The organism is Lichenifustis flavocetrariae (assembly GCF_026130545.1).
In the GTDB taxonomy this organism is placed as follows: domain Bacteria; phylum Pseudomonadota; class Alphaproteobacteria; order Rhizobiales; family Beijerinckiaceae; genus Lichenihabitans; species Lichenihabitans flavocetrariae.
Map to the genome: position 1 here is coordinate 13327 of NZ_JAMOIM010000020.1, position 21118 is coordinate 34444.

Annotated in this window: 26 protein-coding genes and 1 pseudogene; 21 read left to right on the top strand and 6 right to left on the bottom strand. The window is 63.5% G+C overall.

Annotation, left to right across the window (positions count from 1 at the left end; translation table 11 throughout):
* The gene (locus M8523_RS23640; RefSeq protein WP_345894287.1) at positions 1–435 is read left to right on the top strand and encodes an NlpC/P60 family protein; all 435 of its coding nucleotides are present in this window, start codon (positions 1–3) and stop codon (positions 433–435) included.
* Between the two features lie 21 nt (positions 436–456).
* Here the strand turns inward: M8523_RS23640 and M8523_RS23645 are convergent, their stop codons facing one another.
* Positions 457–879 (bottom strand): cupin domain-containing protein, encoded by a 423-nt coding sequence (locus M8523_RS23645; protein ID WP_282587370.1) that lies wholly within the window; start codon positions 877–879, stop codon positions 457–459.
* Between the two features lie 338 nt (positions 880–1217).
* Between M8523_RS23645 and M8523_RS23650 the strand changes: the two genes are divergently transcribed.
* The 7 genes from M8523_RS23650 to M8523_RS23680 all read left to right on the top strand — a co-directional run bounded on the left by M8523_RS23650 (position 1218) and on the right by M8523_RS23680 (position 10935).
* A complete protein-coding gene (locus tag M8523_RS23650) occupies positions 1218–1790 on the top strand; it encodes a M23 family metallopeptidase (protein WP_282587371.1) in 573 nt (190 codons plus the stop codon).
* A 79-nt stretch (positions 1791–1869) separates the two neighbouring features.
* Positions 1870–2346, top strand: coding sequence for a hypothetical protein (locus M8523_RS23655; protein WP_282587372.1), 477 nt, complete (start codon positions 1870–1872; stop codon positions 2344–2346).
* Between the two features lie 77 nt (positions 2347–2423).
* Positions 2424–6362, top strand: coding sequence for a baseplate multidomain protein megatron (locus M8523_RS23660; RefSeq protein ID WP_282587373.1), 3939 nt, complete (start codon positions 2424–2426; stop codon positions 6360–6362).
* Positions 6363–6753: 391 nt separating this feature from the next.
* A complete protein-coding gene (locus M8523_RS23665) occupies positions 6754–7407 on the top strand; it encodes a hypothetical protein (protein WP_282587374.1) in 654 nt (217 codons plus the stop codon).
* A gap of 240 nt (positions 7408–7647) precedes the next feature.
* Positions 7648–8046: a DUF2793 domain-containing protein gene (locus M8523_RS23670; RefSeq protein ID WP_282587375.1), complete on the top strand. Its 399-nt coding sequence runs from the start codon at positions 7648–7650 to the stop codon at positions 8044–8046.
* A gap of 4 nt (positions 8047–8050) precedes the next feature.
* A complete protein-coding gene (locus tag M8523_RS23675) occupies positions 8051–8806 on the top strand; it encodes a hypothetical protein (protein ID WP_282587376.1) in 756 nt (251 codons plus the stop codon).
* Complete coding sequence (locus M8523_RS23680) at positions 8806–10935, top strand: SGNH/GDSL hydrolase family protein (RefSeq protein ID WP_282587377.1); 2130 nt, start codon at positions 8806–8808, stop codon at positions 10933–10935. Before M8523_RS23675 ends, M8523_RS23680 begins: the two co-directional genes overlap by 1 nt.
* Here M8523_RS23680 and M8523_RS23685 read toward each other — a convergent pair.
* Together M8523_RS23685 and M8523_RS36825 are read right to left on the bottom strand one after the other, a co-directional pair.
* Entirely contained in the window at positions 10854–11282 is a 429-nt protein-coding gene (locus M8523_RS23685; RefSeq protein WP_282587378.1) for a helix-turn-helix domain-containing protein, read from the bottom strand. The genes M8523_RS23680 and M8523_RS23685 overlap by 82 nt on opposite strands.
* The gene (locus M8523_RS36825; RefSeq protein WP_428351182.1) at positions 11264–11521 is read right to left on the bottom strand and encodes a BrnT family toxin; all 258 of its coding nucleotides are present in this window, start codon (positions 11519–11521) and stop codon (positions 11264–11266) included. The genes M8523_RS23685 and M8523_RS36825 overlap by 19 nt, the downstream gene beginning before the upstream one ends.
* A 120-nt stretch (positions 11522–11641) precedes the next feature.
* Here M8523_RS36825 and M8523_RS23690 point away from each other — a divergent pair, with 120 nt between their 5' ends.
* The 6 genes from M8523_RS23690 (at position 11642) to M8523_RS23715 (ending at position 14401) form a co-directional block, all read left to right on the top strand.
* The gene (locus tag M8523_RS23690) at positions 11642–12559 is read left to right on the top strand and encodes a hypothetical protein (RefSeq protein WP_282587379.1); all 918 of its coding nucleotides are present in this window, start codon (positions 11642–11644) and stop codon (positions 12557–12559) included.
* A gap of 66 nt (positions 12560–12625) precedes the next feature.
* A complete protein-coding gene (locus tag M8523_RS23695; RefSeq protein ID WP_282587380.1) occupies positions 12626–13072 on the top strand; it encodes a glycoside hydrolase family 73 protein in 447 nt (148 codons plus the stop codon).
* A gap of 30 nt (positions 13073–13102) precedes the next feature.
* Positions 13103–13324 carry a hypothetical protein gene (locus tag M8523_RS23700; RefSeq protein ID WP_282587381.1) on the top strand — a complete coding sequence of 74 codons (222 nt, stop codon included), beginning with the start codon at positions 13103–13105 and terminating at the stop codon, positions 13322–13324.
* A 6-nt stretch (positions 13325–13330) separates the two neighbouring features.
* The gene (locus M8523_RS23705) at positions 13331–13519 is read left to right on the top strand and encodes a hypothetical protein (protein ID WP_282587382.1); all 189 of its coding nucleotides are present in this window, start codon (positions 13331–13333) and stop codon (positions 13517–13519) included.
* A 31-nt stretch (positions 13520–13550) separates the two neighbouring features.
* Positions 13551–13868: a hypothetical protein gene (locus tag M8523_RS23710; RefSeq protein ID WP_282587383.1), complete on the top strand. Its 318-nt coding sequence runs from the start codon at positions 13551–13553 to the stop codon at positions 13866–13868.
* The gene (locus M8523_RS23715) at positions 13865–14401 is read left to right on the top strand and encodes a hypothetical protein (protein WP_282587384.1); all 537 of its coding nucleotides are present in this window, start codon (positions 13865–13867) and stop codon (positions 14399–14401) included. The genes M8523_RS23710 and M8523_RS23715 overlap by 4 nt, the downstream gene beginning before the upstream one ends.
* A 116-nt stretch (positions 14402–14517) precedes the next feature.
* Here the strand turns inward: M8523_RS23715 and M8523_RS23720 are convergent, their stop codons facing one another.
* On the bottom strand, positions 14518–14796 hold the full coding sequence (locus M8523_RS23720; protein WP_282587385.1) for a hypothetical protein: 279 nt from the start codon (positions 14794–14796) through the stop codon (positions 14518–14520).
* 170 nt (positions 14797–14966) lie between these two features.
* Between M8523_RS23720 and M8523_RS23725 the strand changes: the two genes are divergently transcribed.
* The 5 genes from M8523_RS23725 (at position 14967) to M8523_RS23745 (ending at position 19657) form a co-directional block, all read left to right on the top strand.
* Positions 14967–16724 (top strand): glucan ABC transporter ATP-binding protein/ permease, encoded by a 1758-nt coding sequence (locus M8523_RS23725; protein WP_282587450.1) that lies wholly within the window; start codon positions 14967–14969, stop codon positions 16722–16724.
* A 126-nt stretch (positions 16725–16850) separates the two neighbouring features.
* On the top strand, positions 16851–17453 hold the full coding sequence (locus M8523_RS23730; RefSeq protein WP_282587386.1) for a YceI family protein: 603 nt from the start codon (positions 16851–16853) through the stop codon (positions 17451–17453).
* A gap of 16 nt (positions 17454–17469) precedes the next feature.
* A complete protein-coding gene (locus M8523_RS23735; protein WP_282587387.1) occupies positions 17470–18078 on the top strand; it encodes a cytochrome b in 609 nt (202 codons plus the stop codon).
* Entirely contained in the window at positions 18075–18632 is a 558-nt protein-coding gene (locus tag M8523_RS23740; protein WP_282587388.1) for a YceI family protein, read from the top strand. Before M8523_RS23735 ends, M8523_RS23740 begins: the two co-directional genes overlap by 4 nt.
* Before the next feature lie 47 nt (positions 18633–18679).
* Positions 18680–19657: a glycosyltransferase family 9 protein gene (locus tag M8523_RS23745; RefSeq protein ID WP_282587389.1), complete on the top strand. Its 978-nt coding sequence runs from the start codon at positions 18680–18682 to the stop codon at positions 19655–19657.
* Here the strand turns inward: M8523_RS23745 and M8523_RS23750 are convergent.
* Complete coding sequence (locus M8523_RS23750) at positions 19654–19839, bottom strand: hypothetical protein (RefSeq protein WP_282587390.1); 186 nt, start codon at positions 19837–19839, stop codon at positions 19654–19656. The two genes, M8523_RS23745 and M8523_RS23750, sit on opposite strands and share 4 nt — an antisense overlap.
* A 3-nt stretch (positions 19840–19842) precedes the next feature.
* Positions 19843–20112: pseudogene (locus M8523_RS37085) on the bottom strand (GFA family protein); the annotation flags it as partial.
* Positions 20113–20220: 108 nt separating this feature from the next.
* Here M8523_RS37085 and M8523_RS23755 point away from each other — a divergent pair.
* The gene (locus M8523_RS23755; protein ID WP_282587451.1) at positions 20221–20727 is read left to right on the top strand and encodes a GbsR/MarR family transcriptional regulator; all 507 of its coding nucleotides are present in this window, start codon (positions 20221–20223) and stop codon (positions 20725–20727) included.
* 66 nt (positions 20728–20793) lie between these two features.
* A complete protein-coding gene (locus M8523_RS23760) occupies positions 20794–21051 on the top strand; it encodes a hypothetical protein (RefSeq protein WP_282587391.1) in 258 nt (85 codons plus the stop codon).
* Positions 21052–21118 lie beyond the last annotated feature (67 nt).

Genomic DNA, 21118 nt, shown 5'->3' on the forward strand with positions numbered 1-21118 from the left:
ATGCCCCGTCGCGACGACATCGTGCGGGCCGCCCGCCGCTACATCGGCACGCCCTACCACCACCAGGCGGCCCTGGCGGGCGCCGGCTGCGACTGCCTCGGCCTCATCCGTGGCGTCTGGCGCGACCTTTACGGAGCGGAGCCAGAGGTCCCGCCGCCCTACACGCCAGACTGGGGTGAAACGGGCCCGATCGAACACATGCTCGCCGCCGCTGCCCGGCATCTGGTGCCGATCGCGGTGGCGGAAGCCGACGCGGGCGACGTGATGATCTTCCGCCTGCGGAACGGCGTGATCGCCAAACATGCGGCCATCCTGACGAGCCGCACGTCGATGATCCACGCGCAATCGCAGGATCGGGTGCGGGAGGTGACCATGAACGGGTGGTGGCTGCGGCATGCGGCGGCGGCGTTCGGGTTTCCGCCGACGGTCCCTTAGCCCTCAACCTTCGACCAGGATCTACGCGGTCGGCGCGGGCACCAGCCCGTAGCGCAGCATCGTTGCCTTCATCTGCGCCGGATCCGGCGATCCGCCAGCCGCCAACGCGGCGATCTCACGAAAATAGGCGGGCCCCAAGGCACCCGGTGTCAGGATGCAGAGACATTTCGCGGGAGCGTCGCTGTTGTTTTTGAACCCATGGACGACACCTCGTTTGATGAACAAGGACTGGCCTGGGGCCAGGTCGATGGCCGTGCCGGCCACCGTAAAGGTCGTGATGCCGCTCAGGCCGTAGACGGTCTCCTCCCAGCTTTCGTGATAGTGTGGCACCGGCATGCGGGCGTTGGGCTGCAGCACCATTTCGAAGAGATCCAGGCTGCCGCCAGTTCCCTCCTTGCTTTGCAGGAAGGTGAGCTCCAAGCCGCCAAATTTGATCACGTCCATGAGGCATCCGCCGTCTTGCCAGGCAAAGTGGTTCAGAGTGATTCTTCATCCACCTGGAGAGCAAGGTTATACAGCTATTCGCAAGGACAAAGCGGCCTCATTCCATGACGCCATGGAAGAATGACGCGCGATCGGCGCGTCGTCTGCGAGGTGAGGAGAACCCCACGCGGCGAGAGTTGCGATCTCCTTCATCGACTGAGCGTGACCCTCGTCACACTCGCGGGCGCTCGCCATTGCAAAAGATCTCTGCGCAACGTAGCTTAGATTTCGTTCCATATTCAAAGTATTATTTCCGGTTGTACCTTGCAGGACGTTCCGATCATCATAGAGATAGAGCCATGTCGACATTTCCTCTCAAAATTCTCCCCTCGGTTCCCTGGCAGGATGTTCCGGGCTCGCGGAACACTCATTTCGGAGCAGGGCGTAACGGCGCGTATCCCATGCACGGGGCCTGCGATTTGATTGGGCCGGCGGGAACCGGGGTTCTTGCCGTCGACGATGGCGAGATCATTCGGGGGCCGTATTGGTTCGTCACCTACGCCGATGAAAAGAGCAAATGCCAGAGTTCGACCTATGCGATCGACGTCAAGCACAGCACGTTCATCGCCCGATATTGTGAAATCGCGTTGGAGCTTCCGGATGGCTTGAGCAAAGGCTCTCAAGTAACCGAGGGACAGGCCATCGCAAAGATCGGCGTGCAGTGCGGTGGATCGATGCTTCATTTCGAGATGTTCAAGAACGCCTCACGCCTCGATGTGCTGACCGACAAATCACACGACACGAAATATTCATATGTCCCGCAAGGAAACTATGAACGCCGTTCCGATTTGCTTGATCCTACGCCCTACCTGAATGCGTGGGCTTGGGACCTCAAGGTTAAGTTGCACAGGACGATGGATCTTTCGGTATGATCGCCAAGGATGCCGGAGGAGTTCGATATCCTGCCCCTTGCCGCAGGTGAAATGACTATCTGAAGTAAGGTAGAGAATTGTGGAAGCACCGCCCTGGTTCACGCAATTGCGATGGAGCACTCCCATCCACGTTGCCGCACTCAACTGTGATCGTTCCCTCCTTCCCGATTTCACGGGCTGCTATGCGTTTACGATCGGGGTGCAGACCGTTGCGCCTGGCCATGTGCTCTACATTGGCGAGGCAGCGGGACAGACGCTGAGACAGCGTATCCCCAGCTACCTGGTCAATTTTCGCGCCGACCGCCTCGTGGCCGGGCCCGGAAGCCGCCGCCGCGGTCACAAGGGGAAGGGTTTTATCCTCGAAGCACGGGAGCAATTCGGCGATCAGGGCATCTATGTCAGCTGGGTCGAATACGGCGCCAGTGAAGCCGATATCCACATCTTGGAAGCCAGCCTGATCCACTACCTCAACCCGGCCGCGAACGATCGGATTGAAGAATATCGCCATGCGTTGCTTGGCGATGATGAAAGGCTCAACCGTCACTTGATCCGGTAGACGAGACCCGTTCCACAAATCCATTTTCGTCGCCGCCGCTTACTGCCAGCGACCTCCTAAACCTCAGCGGATATCCCATGGCCACCCTCCTCCTACGTTCGGCGGGTGCCGCCATCGGTACGGCCCTCGGCGGCCCCTTGGGCGGCCTCATCGGCGGCGCGCTTGGCGCCGTGGGTGGGGCCGTCGTCGACACTCTGCTGATCAACGCATTGACGTCGCGCAAGAGCCGGGCGGCGCAGCTCGATGCCATCAACATCACCAATTCGACCGAGGGCACTCCCGTCCGCAAGCTGTGGGGCCGCATGCGGCTCGGCGGCAACGTCATCTGGTGCACGCAGTTCAACACGTTCACGACAAAGGAAAAGACGGCCTCCTCGTCGGGAAAGGGGTTTGGCGGGTCGACCAAGACGACCGTCACGCATTACACGCTGAGTTTCGCCGTCGCCTTCTGCGAGGGCGGCGACAGCGTGCAGCTCGGTCGCGTCTGGGCGGACGGCAACACGCTCGACCTCAGCCAGGTGTCTTACGCGTTCTACAACGGCTCCGAGAACCAACTGCCCGACGCCTTCATGGAATCGGTCGAAGGCACCGGCTTCGTCCCGGCCTATCGCGGCACGGCCTATCTGGTTTTCTATAGCCTGAACCTCGACGCCTTCGGCAACCGCATGCCGCAGATCTCGGCCGAGATCATCCGCACACCGCCGATCCCCGATCCCGACGACCTCACCAACCTGCTGCGCTCGGTCGCGCTACTGCCGGGGGCGGGGGAATTCGTGCTGAACACCACCATCGTCAAATCGTCCGACGGCTTCGGCAACTGGTTTCCCGAGAACGAGCACACGCCGCTCGGGGCCTCCGACATCCAGGTCTCGCTGCTGCAGCTCGACGAGACCCTGCCGAACCGCGCCGCCGTCTCACTGATCGTCACATGGTTCGGCACGGACCTCCGCGCCGGCGCCTGCACCATCACGCCGAAGGTGGAGACCCATATCAAAACGGTCACGCCGAGCACGGCGGAATGGTCGGTCGCGGGATTCACCCGCGCGACCGCGCCGCTCGTCAGCCAGATCGATCCCGCGAGCCTCGACCCGACCGGCCTGGCCGGTTCGGCGCCACCAACCGGTCTCGTGCCCGCCTTCGGGGGCACGCCGTCCGACTCCTCGGTGTTGGAGGCCATCGCGGACATGAAGGGGAGGGGCCTTCGGGTGATGTTCTACCCCTTCGTGATGATGGACATCCCGGCCGGCAACGGCCTGCCGGATCCCTATGGCGGCGCGGAACAGGCCGCGTACCCGTGGCGCGGCCGGATCACCTGTTTCCCCGGCCCAAGTCAGGCCGGAACCGTCGACAAGACGGCGGCAGCGGCCGATCAGATCGACGCCTTCTTCGCCCAATACCACGCCATGGTGACCCATTACGCGAACCTCTGCGTGAGTGCCGGCGGTGTGGACAGCTTCATCATCGGCTCGGAACTCGTCGGCCTCACGCAAGTCCGGTCGAGTTCCGGTGACGGCACCTATCCGGCCGTGCAAGCCCTGAAGGCGCTGGCCGCGACCGTGAAGGGCATCGTGGGTCCGGCGTGCCGGGTCGGCTACGCCGCCGATTGGACGGAATACCATTCCCATCGTCCCGGCGATGGCTCGCACGACGTCATCTTCAACATGGACCCGCTGTGGTCCGATCCCAACATCGACTTCATCGGCATCGACAATTACCTGCCGATGTCGGATTGGCGCGACGGCGTGCCCAATATCGATGCCGATCCGGTCACCGGCCCCTTCACGATCTACGACAAGGCCTATCTCGCGCGAAACATCGAGGGCGGCGAGGATTACGATTGGTATTACGCCAGCGCGGCCGACCGCCTGTCGCAGACCCGCACGCCGATCGTCGATACGGCCTATGCGGAGCACTGGGTCTTCCGGCAGAAGGACATCCGGTCGTGGTGGTCGAACCCCCATCGCTCACGGCCGGGCGGCGTCCACGCGAGCGGCGCGACCGGTTATGCGGCGCAGGGCAAGCCGATCTGGTTCACTGAATTCGGCTGCCCGGCGGTCGACAAGGGGCCAAACCAGCCGAACGTCTTCTACGATCCGAAATCATCGGAAAGCGCGCTGCCGTATTTCTCGCGCGGCTCGAAGGACGACCCTGTCCAGCGCGCCTATCTGGAGACCATGCTGGCCTACTGGCGGGATAACGCGCCGACGTCGCCCGTCTATGGTGGGCCGATGCTGACAACGGACAACATGTTCGCCTGGGCCTGGGACGCGCGGCCCTTCCCCGACTTCCCCGGCCGCACCGCCGTCTGGCACGACACGCCGAACTACGAGCTCGGTCACTGGCTCACCGGCCGGGCCGGCGAGGTGCCGCTCAAATGGATCATCGCCGAGCTCTGCGCGGTCGTCGGCGTCACTGCCTTTGACACCGCGGATCTGCTCAGCGCCTCGACCCTGGTGCTCGGCTATGCGACCGACTCGATCGCCAGCCCGCGCGACATGTTGGCCGGGCTGATGGATGCGTTTCAATTCGACGCCCGCGAGTCCGGTGGGCGAATCGAGTTCCTCGCCAAAGGGAACGTCCGGGTCACAGCCCTGACCGACGCAGATCTCGTGATCGACGGCGACACCGACCCTGGCTACAGCTTCACCCGCGCGTCCGACACCGATCTGCCCGGCGCCGTGCGTCTCTCCTTCGCGGATCCGTTCCGCGCCTATGCCTCGGCCGGGGTCGAGAGCCGCAAAGCCATTGGCAACAGCCAGAACGTCGCCCAGGTCTCGACCGCCGCCGCGCTCGATGGCGCCTATGCGGCGGATGTCGCCGCGAGCGTCCTGCAGCAGACCTGGGCCGCCCGCGAGACCGGCGCCATCAAGGTCCCGCCCTCGCGCCTCTCACTCGATGCCGGTGACGCCGTTACCGTGACGGTCGACGGCGTCACCTTGGCGTTCCGCATCAAGTCGGTCGAGACCACGACCTATCGGGCGCTCGATCTCGTCGGCTTCGACCCATCTTTGCTGGTGGTCGGCTCACCCCCGGTCGGTCAGCCCGGCGCGCCGCGCATCGGTGCCTTCGGGCCTCCAGTGATCGAATTCATGGAGCTGCCGCCCGTCACCGGCCAGGAAGCCGAGATCTGGGCGCCGCGCATCGCGGCCTATGGCAACCCCTGGGCCGGCATCGATGTCTATCGCGCCAATGGCGGGGACGGCTGGACCTATGTCTCGACCGTGGAGACGCCCGCCATCATGGGCGAACTCACGAGCCCGCTCTATGCCGGCCCGGTCGACCGCTGGGACCGCGGCAACGTGGTCTATGTCCGGTTCTACGGCTCAGCCAATCTGTTGACCCTCGCCGAGGCGCAGGTCTTGGCCGGGGGCGGCGCGATCGGGGTCAAGAATGCCGACGGGACTTGGGAGGTCCTGCAGTACCAGAACGCGACGCTCACGGGCCAGAACAGCTATGCGCTCTCGAAGCTGTTGCGCAGCCAACTCGGCACCGAAGGCGCGATGCGCAATCCCGTCGCGACGGGTGCCCGCGTCGTCGTGCTCGACGCCAATACGCTCACGCCGCTCGATATGGTCCTCGACAATCGTTCGCTGGCGCAGAACCTGCGCTACGGCCCGAGCCTCTATCCGGTGACCGATGCGAGTTACACGGAAACCACGATGCAGGGCGCGCCGGTTGGCCTGCGACCCTTCTCGGTCAGCCAGATCGCGGGAACGCGACTGTCCTCCGGCGATGTCGCCTTCACCTGGCAACGGCGCACGCGCTTCGCGGGGGATTCCTGGGATGCCGCGACCGTCCCGCTCAACGAGGACGTCGAGGCGTATGATGTCGAGGTGCTGTCGGGCGGCGCGGTGATCAGGACAGTGTCGGGATTGCCCTCGCCCGACTGGACTTATCCGGCCGCGCAGCAGGCGGCCGATTTTGGTGGTTTGCAGACGGTATATACGCTCAATGTGTACCAGTTGTCGGTGCTGTACGGGCGGGGGCAGGTTGCGACGCGAACTGTTTATTGCTGAGATCCACAATTGGGAACAGTATAATCGTTTTCCTGCAATTCCTTCAAATATGACATATATAGATTGGATGCATTCTTCAGATTTCGGTGCTGGCCATTTACGCATGTTGAGCTCATCGTCTCATGCGTGAGATGTTTCCATCAATAGTCACGGTGGGCTAATGCCAGTCCCGAGCTCAATCCCGCGGAAGCTCTACATTGACCACAGCGTCGTATCGAATCCCGACTGGTGGCCCTACGTCCACCAGGCGCTTTCGTCAGGTACCGTCCGGGTAGCTCTTTCGGTCTGGAATCTGTTTGAGATTGGTGCGGCTTCCGATCGGGCGCAAAAGGAAGAGCGGCTGAGATTTATTGAAAGCCTAGACCCTCTATGGATGGTTGAGAGGCGAGGTGTGCAGATGCAGGAAGTGCGACGATTTCTTTGGAAATACTACTTCGATCATCCAGCAGATGAAATTGTCGTTTCAAGCCCGCATTTATCGGTTGTTGATTTTTTTCTATCTAAGCGCACCACGCGCATAGGGCTAACTGCTCGCCAATTCATAGGTGAGCTAGATTACGATCTGCTCAATCCTCTAAAAGACTTTTCGCCCCAAGCGCAAACAGCCCTTCAGAGGGTGGAGGCCGCAGAACATAAAGCGAAGGATCAAGAAATCTTTTTGGCATGGTTGACGAATTCTATTCCTCTTGAAGGCCCACACGGTCGCGTCATGTCTGTTTCCCGGAGGATAGAGTTAGCCCAATTCTGCTACGAAAGGCGCAAAGCTTTTTTCGTCGCATGTCCTGCCATGGCTGTCGAAGTTTCTCTTACAACCGACAGGGCGCGAGACCGCTCGCGCAACCCCACCCGTTCGGACGGGCCAGACGCGAGTCATACAGTGATGGCGCTATCCTATTGCGATATCTTCTTCACACGAGATCGCCACCAAGGAAATAGCGCAGGGGCCGTCCGCCGAATGCTCAAAGGTCTAAGTCTTGCTTATGTTTGTGTTGAACCCAAGCAACTGAGCAAATTACTACAGACAGGCGTCTCAACCATAACTTGAGAAGGTCCCCGCCAAATGGGGATTTGCGAGCCAGATCTTTGATAGTCACCGAATGCACGACGAACTCAGCGCGGCGGAAGCGTCCTTACAAGATCTGAACAGATCACGATTTGCACCGCATGACGGCGCCGCACCTTTCAAATCCTCCCTTACCGCTCCGCGCTCGACCCGGGTCATACGCTCATGGGGAAAGGCGGCAATCCGGTCGCGTTAACGCCCATTTACCGGAGACGTATCACTTTGAGCACTAGCCCCAACCTGCAGCTTCCTTTCCTCGACGCGAACCAGAACCAGAAGCACGTCACCCACAATGCGGCGCTCTCGATCCTCGACGCTCTCGTGAATTGCAACGTCGTGAGCACCGTCCTGACATCGCCGCCCACCGGCCCGGGCGACGGGCAATGTTGGATCGTCGGTGCCGGTGCGACGGGCGCCTGGGCCGGGAAGGATCTGCAACTGGCCGCGTGGCAGGACGGGGCGTGGTCGTTCTTCGTGCCGAAGACCGGGTTCACGGCCTTCTCGGACGACCGCGCGGCGCTTCTCGCCTGGACCGGCGCGACTTGGGCGCCGGCCGTGCCGGCAACGGGCGGCGCTTCGAGCGCGGCCACCTCCTTCGTTCAAGCTCTGATCTTCGGGTGACGCGATGAAGCGGCCGATCACGCCAAGCTATACGTTCACGCCGGGGACGGGCGGCAGCCCCGGCACGCTCAACCTGTCCGGCATCTCCGGCTTCTCGATCGCGAGCCTCTTCGCGGTCATCGATCTCAAGACCGGCGCTCTGATCTATGCGCCGCTGGCCGGCTACGGCTATTCGGCGCTTTCGGGCACAACCCTGACACTGCAGGCCTCGATGTCGGGCCTCAGCGCCGCCGATCCGCTGCTGATCCTCTATGACGACGGTGGCAAGCCAGCCGAGGATGCCTCCGTTCAGGCGGTCGTCACCGCGCTCGGCACGCTCAACAGCGATCTCGCGACGAACCATTCGGACCTCGCGACGCTCCACACCGATGTCGGCTCGACGCTGCATGCCGATCTCGCCGCCATCCTGACCAAGCTCGGGACGCGGCTGTCGGTCTCGGTCGATGCCGACACGCTCACAAGTCTGCCGGTCACGATCGGCAAGACCGCGATGGCCGGCGATGCCGCCATCACGGCAGGCGGTACGGCCCAGACGCTGTTTTCCGGCGCCACGCCCGCCAATGGATGGAAGATCGCCAATCCCGATCCGGCCGAAGACCTTTGGGTCTCGGATTCGACCACGGCCGCGCCGAACGGCCAAGGCTCCACGCGCGTCCCGGCCGGCGGCATCGTCACAACCGAGCCGGGCGAAAAACCCTGCGGCCCGGTGAGCGTCTATGGCGCCACGACCGGCCATTTCATCACCGCGAGGGCCTGGTAATGAGCGGCAATTCCTTTCCCTCCGTGGCGCCGCCGATTGTCTCGAGCCTGCCCAACTGGTTCGCGCGCGCGTCGAAGGCCGCCGAAAGCGGCTTCAACAACGACACGATCTGCTTCTGGGGCGATTCCACCACGGCCACCTGCGGCGGCTGGTTCGGCGCCTGCCCGCTGCCCGTCACGACGCCGACCTTCGGGTCGGCCCGCTTTGTGATGCTGCACCAGAAGACGGGCGAAAATCTCGCGGGCACCCGCATCCTCAATTTCGGCAACACCGGCGCGGCACTCGCCACCGCCTTGCAGGAACCTTCGGCGGCCGCCTTCAACATCACCCGGCTTCTTTCGGCCAGCCAGCAGATCTATTGGCCGGCCGCCAATCCACCCGTCGCCGGCGACACGATCACCATCGGCGGCACGGTCTGGACCTGGATCGCCAATGGCGCGACGCCTTCGGGCAACCAGATGGCGCTCGGCACGAGTTTCGGCGGTTCGATCACCAATCTGGTCGCGGCCCTGACGGCCTCGACCGACGCCCAGACGGCCAGGAACAATTACGCGAGCCGCTCGTCGAACTACGATGTCTCCTATGCGCTCGACATCTGGTCGAAGGTTGCAGGGCCGGCCGGCTCCGGACAGGCCATCGCGTGTTCGACCACGGGGGCCCAGATCAACGGCACGCCTGTGCTGCAGGTGCCCGGGCTCATCGTGATGTGCTGGGGCATCAACGATGTCCGCACCGGCACCACGACGCAAGCCCAGCTGGTGGCCCTGCTCAGCAAGGCGATCAACCGCGTCCGCGCGGTGTTGCCCGCGACCGACATCGTGCTCTGGGGTCCGAATTCCTTCCTGACCGACGATCCGACAGGCGCCGGGCTCGTCACGCCGAGCGCCAATGCGCAAGCCTATACGACGCTGCTCTATGGCGCTTACGAGCAGCTCAAGAACGTCTGGCCCAATGTGCTCGTGCTGCAGAAGCAGGACATCTTCGGCAAGAGCTGCTTCACCTATGCGGCCTCGGGTGGCGCGGGCCAGAGCTGGATGTCCGACCAGCTGCACCCGACGCCCGGCGCCCAGACCCAGATGGCCGACTGGCTCGCGCCCCTCATCGGCTTCAAGAAGCCCTTCAGCCCCCAACGCGCCAATCTCGCCCGCCTCGCAAAGCCCGCCGCCCCCTACACGATCTACAGCCGCGAGGTCGAGGACACGGCCTTCTACACGACGATCGGCCAGGGGCTCTGGGTCGGCCAAGGCAATGTCTCGGGCCAGGACTATCTCGACTTCTACCTGCCCGGCGCCCGCTACAAGGAGATCTTGCCCGGCGACGTCGTGCAGATGGGTGCCGGCGGCCCGGTGTTTCAGTTCCCGCTGACCGCCACGGCCTACGACCTCAACACCACGACGACGCGGCTCGGTTCGCTCGGCACCGGTCTCCTGCCGGTCATCTCGGGTGGCATGGTCACGGTCTTCCGCCCCAATTTCGACTGGGACGCGACCGTGCAGAGCTACATGCAGCAGGCCAACGCTTATCCGTACCGGCGCCGCTTCTACGCGGCGGCGGCGGGATCGGGCTATCTCCGGCTCTATCCGCTCGCGCAGAACACGCGCGACCCGGCCAATCTGGCCATCAATGCCGCGACGGATGTCGTTGTGGTGCCGGGGATCGGCGCGATCACGGGCTATCAGGCCTATCAGTTCACCGGCACGGCCAACTGGCAGATCGCGCTGTCGGGGACCGACTTCACCGCGATCAAGAACGGCTACGTCTGGGTCTTCTCGCCTTTCCCGTCTCGCGAGGTGATGGAAAATGCCTTCGAGCCGATGCGCCTCAATATTGTGGGCCTCACTTCAAATGTGACCAAGGTCCTGAGCATCGCGGCGCGTGGTGCCGGCAAGGTCAACAAAGTCTACTGCACCCTCGGCACGGCCGGCACGACAGATCTGACCGTCACCCTGAAGGTCAACGGCACGACGGTCGTCACCTTCACGATCACGGCCAATCACCTGGGTCTCTCCTCGACCTCCTGGGCGGCCGGCGCGTCCTTCTGGATCTTTCAGGGGCAGACGATCGAGTGGGATCTGTCGGGCGGCACCGGCTGTGCGGATCTGGCGATCGTGCTGGACGTGGGGGGGTAAAGTTTCTCCTCGGCCAGAACCTCGAACGCGCGTTGCGGATCGGCGTCGACGAGCGCGAATAAGGAGATCGCGACCGGATCTGGCCGGGTCCGCCCCTGTTCCCAGTTCCGCAGCGTCGCCACGGGAATCCGAAGGCCGCGCGCGAACTTCTCCTGCGAGAGGTTCAGACGTTTACGGATGTCGGCGGGAGAGACGGCGCGGCTCAAGCCCTTGAGCGTATCGTCGGGATCGAAGCCATCTTCGGCGTTGAACCGGCGGATGTCGTCTTCGGTCAGGGCCTCGACCCTGGCTTCATCGATTCGTCCCTTGGCTTTTGCCTCCATCCCGGTCACGCGGACAATTGCCATGATTTTCTCTCCTGCCGGCTAGCACGATTGACCGAGATGATCCGGCGGCTCCCTGCGTGGCCGGTGTAGACGACCTTGTAGAGCTTGCCTTCGATGAGCCCGACCGCGACCATCCGCAACTCACCGCAATCGTGACGATGGTCGACGAATTCGACGGCGAGACCCTCGAAGAGCCGCGCGGCGAAAACGAAGTCGAGACGTCGCTCCCGATAACTTCGATCGCTCTTGTCTGCGCGAATACGAACTCCACGCGAGCCCTATGCGCTAACCGCGCATGTAAGACAAGCGATGACCGTTACCGAGCTTGGTCTTGCCGATGCTCCACCAAGCAAACCTTCGCCTCCGTCCCGCGAGCACCCATGCCCCACCCCCTCCACGTCATCACCGCTATCGCCAACCCGGCGCGCTGGAAGAGCCGGCTCGCGCTCTACGACGCCTTCGAGCGGCATATGCTTGAGTCGGGCGTGCAGCTGACCACGGTCGAATGCGCCTATGGCGAGGAGGCGCATGATCTCATCGTGCGGCCCGGCGTCAATCACGTGAAGGTCCGGGCCAAGACGCATGTCTGGATCAAGGAGAACCTCCTCAACATCGGCCTGTCGCGCCTGCCAGAGGATTGGAGATACGTCGCCTGGATCGATGCCGATATCCGCTTCCGCAAGCCGGGCTGGGCCGAAGAGACGGTCCATGCGCTCCAGCACTTCGACGTGATCCAGCCCTGGGAGCATTGCTACGACCTCGGCCCGGCCGACGAGCATCTCGCACTGCACTGCTCCTTCGGTCGGCAATGGATCAAGGATCCGGTCACCACCGAAAGGCTCGGCAAGGGCTACACTTTCGCCCATCCCGGCTATGCCTGGGCCGCGACCCGGCAGGCGCTGGAACATGTCGGCGGCCTGATCGAGCACGCGATCTGCGGCGCAGCCGATCACCACATGGCACTCGCCCTGGTCGGCAAGGCCGCGGTCAGTCTGCCCGGCGAGATCCATCCGAACTACGTCAAGCCGATCCTCGCATGGCAGGAGCGGGCCACGCACCACATCTGCGGCAACCTCGGTTATCTTCCCTTGACGATCGAGCACGCCTGGCACGGCGCCAAGGAGGCCCGGCGCTACGTCGACCGCTGGTCGATCCTGACGCGGCACGGCTACGATCCCGAGCGCGACATCAAGCGCAACACGGGCGGCGTGATCGAGCTCACCGGCAACAAGCCGGCGCTGAAACGCGATCTCTGGCGCTACTTCCGGCAGCGGAACGAAGACGCCACCACGCTCTGATCGGCCTCACCGCTTGTTCGCGCGCCCGCTTCGGCGGGCGATGTGCGTTTTGGGAGTCTCTCCGCCATGACAGCCGGCGTCTTTCCGCCCGAGATCATCGCCGCCGCCCAGGCGTCTCAGAAGCGATGGAACATCCCGGCAAGCGTCAGTCTCGCCCAATGGGCGCTCGAAAGCGCCTGGGGCCGGTCGATGCCGTCACAATCCAACAACCCATTCGGCATCAAAGCCCGTCTCGGGCAGCCGGCCGTGACAGCGGAGACCTGCGAGGTGGTCAGCGGCCGGACGCTTCGCTTGCCGCAGCGGTTCCGTCAGTTCCCGGATCTCTCCTCCGCCTTCGACGAACACGGCCGGCTGCTCGCCACCGCGCGGGTCTATGGGCCAGCCCGAGCCGTGCGGCACGACGGCCGCGCCTTCGCGCGTGCCCTCCAAGGCCGCTACGCCACCGATCCCGGCTATGCGGTCCACCTCATTGCGCTGATCGACGCGCATGACCTCACCCGTTTCGACGGCTGAGTTCGCCTACCCAAACCTCAAGGAGTTCCCATGCTGACCAACAAATGGATTCAATTTGGTCTCTCGGCCGCTGTCGCAGTCCTCACCGGGGGCGCCAGCCTCGACTGGTCGACGATCCTCACGCCCACGCATGCGGCCGGCATCGCGGCGGGAATCGCCACCGTAAAAGCCCTTCTCAATCTTTTGGCGCCAGGCCCGCGTGTCCCGGTTCAGCCCACGGGCGGCACGCTCATCACGCACAGGGAAATCTGAGCGGCGATGAATCCGACCCTTCTCAAGATCCTCCTGGCCGCGGCCGGGAGGAGTGCCGAGCAAGGCACGCTGTTCGACATCATCGCGACGGCCGTCAAACTGGCGCGCCTGATCGAGCCCTTGCTGGATCAGGCCACCAACCTCGACGGGATCGTCCAAGCCCCCTCAGAGCCGGCGCGCCGCGACGCTCCGTAAGCGGACGACGCCGCGCCAGGATACCATTGCCGTGACAAATCCCGACGACAAGAGCGCCGAATCCGCCGCCGTGACCGAGTTGCGCGTGCAAGTCGGGATTCTTGGCGAGCGGGTGTTCGGCATCGACAAGAACCTCGGCAGCCGCATCGAAATCCTGGGCCAGAAATTCGACGCCTTCACCCAGGAACTCAAGAGTACCTACGCGACCAAGACGGATCTCTCGATCGTCGACGAGAAGGTCCGCAAGGTGCAGGACAACCAGGGGTGGGTGATCAAGCTGATCATCGGAGGCGTGATCGTCGCCGTGCTCGGCCTGGTCATTGCCAAGGGCGGAGTGCCGCACCCATGAGCATCCACGCCGACGACACCCCGACCACCGATGAAATCTTCTACGCCCGGGCCTTAGCCATCCTGGTCGGGCCGGGCCGGCGCATGGCCGCGTTCATGCGGTTCTGCAATCTTGCTTACTGGTTCAGCGTCATGGCGGCGCTCGGCTGGCTGGCCTCGCAGGCACTCGACAGGCAACAGCCCGTGGTGGTGCATAGGGAAACGCTGTTGTCGCCGCGCATCCGGCCCGGTGAGCCGGTTCGCGTCTCCTATGAGATCTCCCGGCTCCGAACCTGTTCCACCGATCTTTCCTGGGCCCTCTACGATGGTGCGCAGGAGATCCACAGTTTCGGACCTGCCCACGTCGAAGCCGCGGGATTGCCGGGACGCGAGACCTTCACACGTGCCTGGGCGACACCGGCCAACGCCGCGCCTGGCGAAGGTCACCTCCGGGTCGTTCTTGCGTTCCAGTGCCCCGGCAACTACCTGCAGGCGCTCTATCCCGTGGCACTGGTCCTTCCGGATCTGCCTGTCGTGATCGAGCCCCGACGCTAAGCAGCCTTGCGTGGCTAAAGCCACGGTTGACTTCGCTTCTTCAAAGCGAAATCAACGCTGCTCAAATTTTGAAGTGTAAGCAGGTTCGGGAGAACCTGCTCAGGGCAGGCGCCGTCCTAGAAAGTCGGCGTTCCGGCGGGGGTCGGCACTTCGACCGGGGAACCACCCGGCGTCAACGGCGGTTCGCTCCAGCCCGGCGGGTCGATGACATCGGGTCCTGGCCCCGGAACCCCGACGCCCGGGCCGGGCTGCGGCACGCCGATCGGCTCCCCCGGCGCATCCTCGCCCGGCGTCGGCGGGTAGGCAGGGGTGGAGCCAGGCGTGTTCGGATCGGCCGGATTGTTGGGATCGTTCACGGGTCTCGGCTTGTAGTCCGGGGGCAGGTCGGTCGGCATCTGCAAGATCCTCCAAAAGGCGGGCCGCTTGAGCGGTCTGAAATGCCAATGCTCGAGACCTTGCTTGGTTTCGCCGATCGCCGGTGTCGCCCGGCGGCTTCCTGGTTTGCGGCTTGCGCTCGGGCGTGGGGCGTTGCAGGAAGCGAGCCCATCCCGTGTCCCGGCCCATCATGCTCCGCACCTATGTCCGCGTCCTCGGCGCGCTCAAACCGGAAGCTCCGACCGCGCTTCTGATGATCGTCGCCAACCTGCTTCTCGCCGGTGCGCAGTTTGCAGAACCCATGCTGTTCGGACGGATCGTCGACCGGCTGACGGGGGGAGTTACCCCCGCAGGCTGGAGCGATGTTCTACCGCTCGGCGCCGCCTGGGCCGGCTTCGGCCTGTTCGTGATCGGCTGCTCCGCCTTGGTGGCCCTGCAGGCCGACCGGCTGTCGCATCGGCTTCGGCTCGGCACGATGGCGGCCTTCTTCGACCATGTCCTCCATCTTCCGCTCAGCTTCCATGGGGCCACGCATTCGGGGCGGCTGCTCAAGACCATGCTCGAAGGCGCCAACGGCATGGCGGCCCTTTGGCTCTCCTTCTTCCGTGACCATTGCGCGGCCCTGGCGGCGTTGGGCGTGCTGATGCCCCTTTCGCTCGTGATCAACTGGCGGCTCGGCAGCCTTCTGGTGCTCCTCGTTCTTGCCTTCGGCTCCCTGTCGGCCTTCGTGCTGCGCAAGACCGAGGGGTTGCAGGGCAAGGTCGAGGGGTATCAATCCGCCTTCGCGGAGCGGGTCGCGGATGCTCTCGGCAATGTGTCGGTGATCCAGAGTTTCACGCAGGTCGAGGCCGAGTCCCGCGCCATGCGGGGCATCATCGACGCATTGCTGCAAGCGCAGTTGCCCGTGCTCTCCTGGTGGGCGATCGCGGCTGTGGCGACGCGGGCCGCCTCGACGCTGACCATCCTCAGTATCTTCGCGCTTGGTCTCGCGCTCCACTTCCGCGGTCTCGCCACGGTCGGCGCCATCGTGGCCTTCATGGGGTTCGCAACCATGCTGATCGCCCGGCTTGAACAGGTCGTAGCCTTCCTCAACGCGCTGTTCCTGCTCGGTCCGAAGATCGCCGATTTCTTCCATGTGCTCGACACCGAACCCCAGGTCCGCGATCGGCCAGGTGTCGCCGATGCCGGTGCTCTGACGGGCCGTGTCAGGTTCGAAGGCGTGGCCTTCTCCTATGATGGGATGGTCGACGCGGTGGCCGGCCTTAGCTTTGAGGCGAACCCCGGCGATGTCGTCGCCCTGGTGGGCGAGACGGGGTCGGGCAAATCGACCACGCTCGGCCTCCTGCACCGGGTGTTCGACCCACGCGCGGGCCGCATTACGATCGACGGCATCGACATCCGCGATATGCCGCTTTCGCGCCTACGACGCAGCATCGGGGTCGTTTTCCAGGAGCCGATGCTCTTCGCCCGCTCGATCGAAGACAATGTGCGGATCGGCAAGCCGGACGCGACGGCAGCTGAGATCGCTGGCGCGCTGTCGCTCGCACAGGCGGCGGATTTCGTGGCGCGTCAGCCCGAGGGACTGGCGACATCCGTCGGCGAGAGGGGACGGACCCTGTCCGGCGGCGAACGCCAAAGGCTGTCGATCGCCCGTGCGCTGCTCAAGGATCCACCCATCCTGATCCTTGACGAGGCCACAAGCGCCCTCGATGTCGACACGGAACGCAAGTTCCAGCAGGCGCTTTCGGTCGCGACCCGAGGCCGGACCACCTTCGTGATCGCGCACCGGCTCGCAACGATTCGACAGGCCACTCGGATCCTCGTCTTCGCCAAAGGCCAAATCGTCGAGGATGGTTCGTTCGAGGGTTTGCTGAGCGCGAAGGGCTCGTTTGCCCGCCTGGTTCACAGCCAATCTGTTGATCTCAGCTCCAAATTCACAACACTGTAGGCATCACATCGAAATATTAGATGGTTCTTTGCGACATTATCGCCCTTATTCGATGAGATGAACTTGGCTAGGTCGAACGCGACTGGGCCGACTGGCCCATCCGTTCATCAAGAAAGAGGGTCTCCCGTGTCCAAGCTTCTCACAACCGCCGCCGCCATCATCCTTGTCGCAACCCCGGTTTTCGCAGACGTCGTGAAGGACGCCTCCAAGGTCGAGGCCGGCTCCTATAACGTCGAGCCCTATCACACGCGCGTTCTGTTCAGCGTCGATCACATGGGCTTCTCGTCCTATTATGGCGAGTTCACCAAGGCCACCGGGTCGCTAGTCCTCGACCCTGCCAAGCCCGATGCCAGCAAACTCGACGTCTCCGTCGATGCGACCAGCATCTCCACCCCCAGCGACAAGCTCACGGGCGAATTGAAGAGCGAAGCCTGGCTCGATGCCGGCAAGTTCCCGGCCATCACGTTCAAGTCGACCAAGGTCACCAAGATCGGCGCCGAGACGGCCCATGTCACCGGCGACCTGACCATCCACGGCATCACCAAGCCCGTGACTTTGAATGTCAAGTTCAACGGCGCCGGTATCAACCCGCTCGACAAGAAGTACACCACGGGTTTCGAGGTCTCGGGCAAGATCAAGCGCTCGGATTTCGGTGTGAAGACCTATGTGCCACTCATCGGCGACGAGGTGAACCTCATCATCAGCGGCGCCTTCGAGAAGCAAGGCTGAACCGAGGGAGTTCCCGATGACGGTCCGGTCTCCTTCAGTCCAGCGCTATACGGCGGTCGCTCAGGCCTTTCATTGGCTGCTGGCGCTGGCGCTGGCCGGGATCGTCATCATGGGTCTCGTCATGGCGCACGTCAAACTCGCGCCAGCGACGCAGTTCAAGCTGTTCCAGCTGCACAAATCGGTGGGGATCACCATCCTGATCCTGGCCGTGCTGCGGCTCTTGTGGCGGGTGACGCATCGTCCACCGCCACTTCCCGCCGGCATGCCGGTTATCGAGAAAGCCGGCGCCCATGCGGCCCATGTGGTGCTCTACATGCTGATGATCGGCTTGCCGCTCGTCGGCTGGGCGCTCGTCTCCATTTCGGCCTTCAACCTTCCGACGGTGCTCTATGGCCTCGTTCCCTGGCCGCACCTGAGCTTCCTTTCGAGCCTGCCCCGGGCCGAAAAAATGTCTTGGGAGCCGTGGGTCAAATTCGTCCACGCCTACGGCGCCTACCTGCTGATCGCCATCGTGGCGGTCCATGTGTTGGCGGCGTTGCGCCATCATCTCATCCTGCGCGACGACACCCTGCGGCGCATGCTGCCGGGACAGACCCGCGCGACCGTCGAAAGTGCCGCTGAATGACCAAGATCCTTTGTCTCGCGACAGCCCTTGCACTGGTCGCCGGGCCGGCATGGGCTGCCAGCTGGACCGTTGATCCCGCGAAGAGCAAGCTCGGCTTCTCGGGCACGCAGACCGGCGAGCCCTTTTCGGGCAGTTTCAAGACCTGGACCGCGACGATCGACTTCGACCCGGCGAAGCCCGAAGCCGCTCATGTGCTCGTGAGCGTCGACATGGCGAGCGCCGGCACCGGCGACCAGCAGCGTGACGAAGCCCTCCCGGGCGAGGACTGGTTCGACGTGGCGCATGCCCCGAAGGCGACGTTCGAAGCGACCGGGTTCAAGCCCAAGGGCGGCGATGCTTTCGAGGCCCCCGGCAAGCTCACGCTGCGCGGAATCAGCAAGGACGTGACCCTTCCGTTCACGCTCAAGGTCAATGGCGACACCGCTCATGCGACCGGCAAGGTCAACCTCGTGCGCACCGCCTTTGGGGTCGGCCAGGGCAATTGGTCGAGCGATCAATATGTAGGGTTCGACGTGAACGTCGACCTCGACTTGACAGCGAAACGCGCACCCTGACATCAGAAGGTCGATGCCCGCCAGGAGGCGGGCGCGATCATGGTTCCATGTCTGTCCGCCTGTCCCACCCCGAGCGCATTCTCGTCATCAAGCATGGCGCCTTCGGTGACCTGATCCAGAGCGAAGGCGCGCTGCACGACATTCGCGATCATCATCCCGGAGCCGAAATCGTCGCGCTGACGACGCCGGCCTACCGGTCGATCTTTGAGCGCTGCCCCTGGGTCGACCGCGTTCTGATCGACCGGCGCGAATCGCGTTGGCGCCTCGACCGAATGGCGGTGCTGCGCGCGCGGCTCCGCGCCGAGGCCGTCGATCGGATCTACGATCTCCAGAATTCCGCCCGGACCGGGGCCTACCGCGACTGGATTTTTAGGGGCCTGCCCTGGTCGGGCGAGCCACAGCGCCGCGACTGGCTGTTCCGGCTCATCCCGCCAGAGCTCCCCTCGCTCGAACGTTTCACGATCCAGCTCCGGAAGGCCGGCGTGCCGGTCCGCCACACGGAGCGGCCCGACGTGTCCTGGATGGCGGATGACGTATCGTCCCTGCTGACGGAGGCCGGGGTCGAGGGTCCCTTCATCACATTGATCCCCGGCGCATCGGCCAAGCATCCGGGCAAACGCTGGCCCTATTATCCGGCCTTGGCGGCGGCACTCCGCGACCACGGCTATAGAGTGGTGATCGCGCCGGGACCCGACGAGGCCGGCCTGGCGAAGACGATCCCGGCCATCGACCTGACGCGGGAGCACGGGCGGCTCAGCTGGTTCGAACTGGCGGGCGTCTTCCGCCGCAGCGCCTTCGTGGTCGGCAACGACACCGGCCCGAGCCATCTTGCGGCGCATAGCGGCGCGGCCGGCCTGGCGCTGTTCGGCCCGCACTTCCGGCCCGAACAGGCGAGCATTCACCGGGAGCAGTTCGACGCGATCGCAGTGTCCGATCTCAGTGATTTGAAGCCCGCCGAGGTGCTTCACCGGGTATTGGAACGGTTGAATGAGACGCGGAAGACCAGGGCAACGCGTGACGCTTAGCCGATGACCCGGGGCGCCCGCAGATAACCGAAGCCCCCGATGCCGGGCCAAGTCCGTCCGTCGGGATACCGCACTTCGACGCCCCTCAGGTCGCGCTCATCCGCCAGCCACATGTTCACGCCCATGAGCGTGTTTCCAAATTTTGACACTGCACCTTTGGTCAGGACGAAATGGGTCGTCACACCGCACTCGGCGCAGAAATGGACTTCCGCATTCGGGTCTTCCTTATCGGCTCGGCAATAGCCTCTCGTTGATCCGTCGATGCTTACTTCCGAAGGGGTGAAATATCCCCAGCGAGCGCCCGTTTTACTGCACAACGTGCAGTTACATTCATTGACGAACTCCGGCTGTCTTTCCACCCTGACATGGACTTGGCCGCAAAGGCAGGAGAGGGTCATCCGATACCACCATGGCAAGAGGCGAGCCCGAAAGGTAGCAACCGACGCGCAACGCATCAATCCAGCTCCTGCGACAGCGCAGGAAACGAGACGCTTGACTCGCGGCTCGTTCCGTTATTTATGTAAAAACAGAAATAGGAGAAATCGGTGCATATCACCCCGATCATGGAGAAATTTGTCCTTCACTGGGGAGAGATGGGTTCGCGCTGGGGGGTCAACCGGTCTGTCGCGCAGATCCACGCTCTGCTTTATCTCAGCGCGCGACCCCTGCCGGCGGAAGAAATCGCGGACGCGCTGTCGATCGCCCGCTCCAACGTCTCGAACAGCCTGAAGGAATTGCAGGCCTATCAGTTGATCGATGTCGTCCACCTCCTCGGCGACCGACGGGACCATTTCAAGGCCGAAACAGATCCCTGGAACATCATGCTTCGGATTGCTGAGGAGCGGAAGCGGCGGGAGATCGACCCCGCACTCACCATGCTGCGGGATTGCGTCAAGGAGGCCGACGGGAATGCTGGGACCGATCCTGTTGTGCGCGAACGGCTCGCGACCATGCTGGAGTTCCTCGACGGTCTGACCGGTTGGTACGATCAGGTGAAGCGCCTGCCGCGCGCGGCTCTGACAGGCATTATGAAACTGGGCGGTAAAATAACTGCGCTCATCCGACACTGAGCAAAAACACGCGTCTCCACTTCGATCATAGATTTCTGTAATTACAGAATATAAGGAAAACAGCAAATGAACATGCAGTTTCCTCTCATTCTCGCGGCGTCGGGCAGTGGCGCGGCACTCGTGTTCGCCATTCTGCGCAAGCCGCTGTTTCGCGTCGTCGTCGACCTCTGCGGCACCGCAGATCGAGGACGGTCCTGGACCCTCTACACAGTCATCATGCTCGTGCTGTCGCCGATGCTGGCGGTGAGCTTCGCGACAAGTTCTGAGGCGGTCCAATGGGGTGATCCCCTCTTTGTCGCGCGTTGCACTCTTGGTCCATTCTAGCCCTGATGATGGCCCTCGCGGTCTTCGGCTTCACGCTCTGGAAGCCCAGCAACCTGCTGTTCGATGC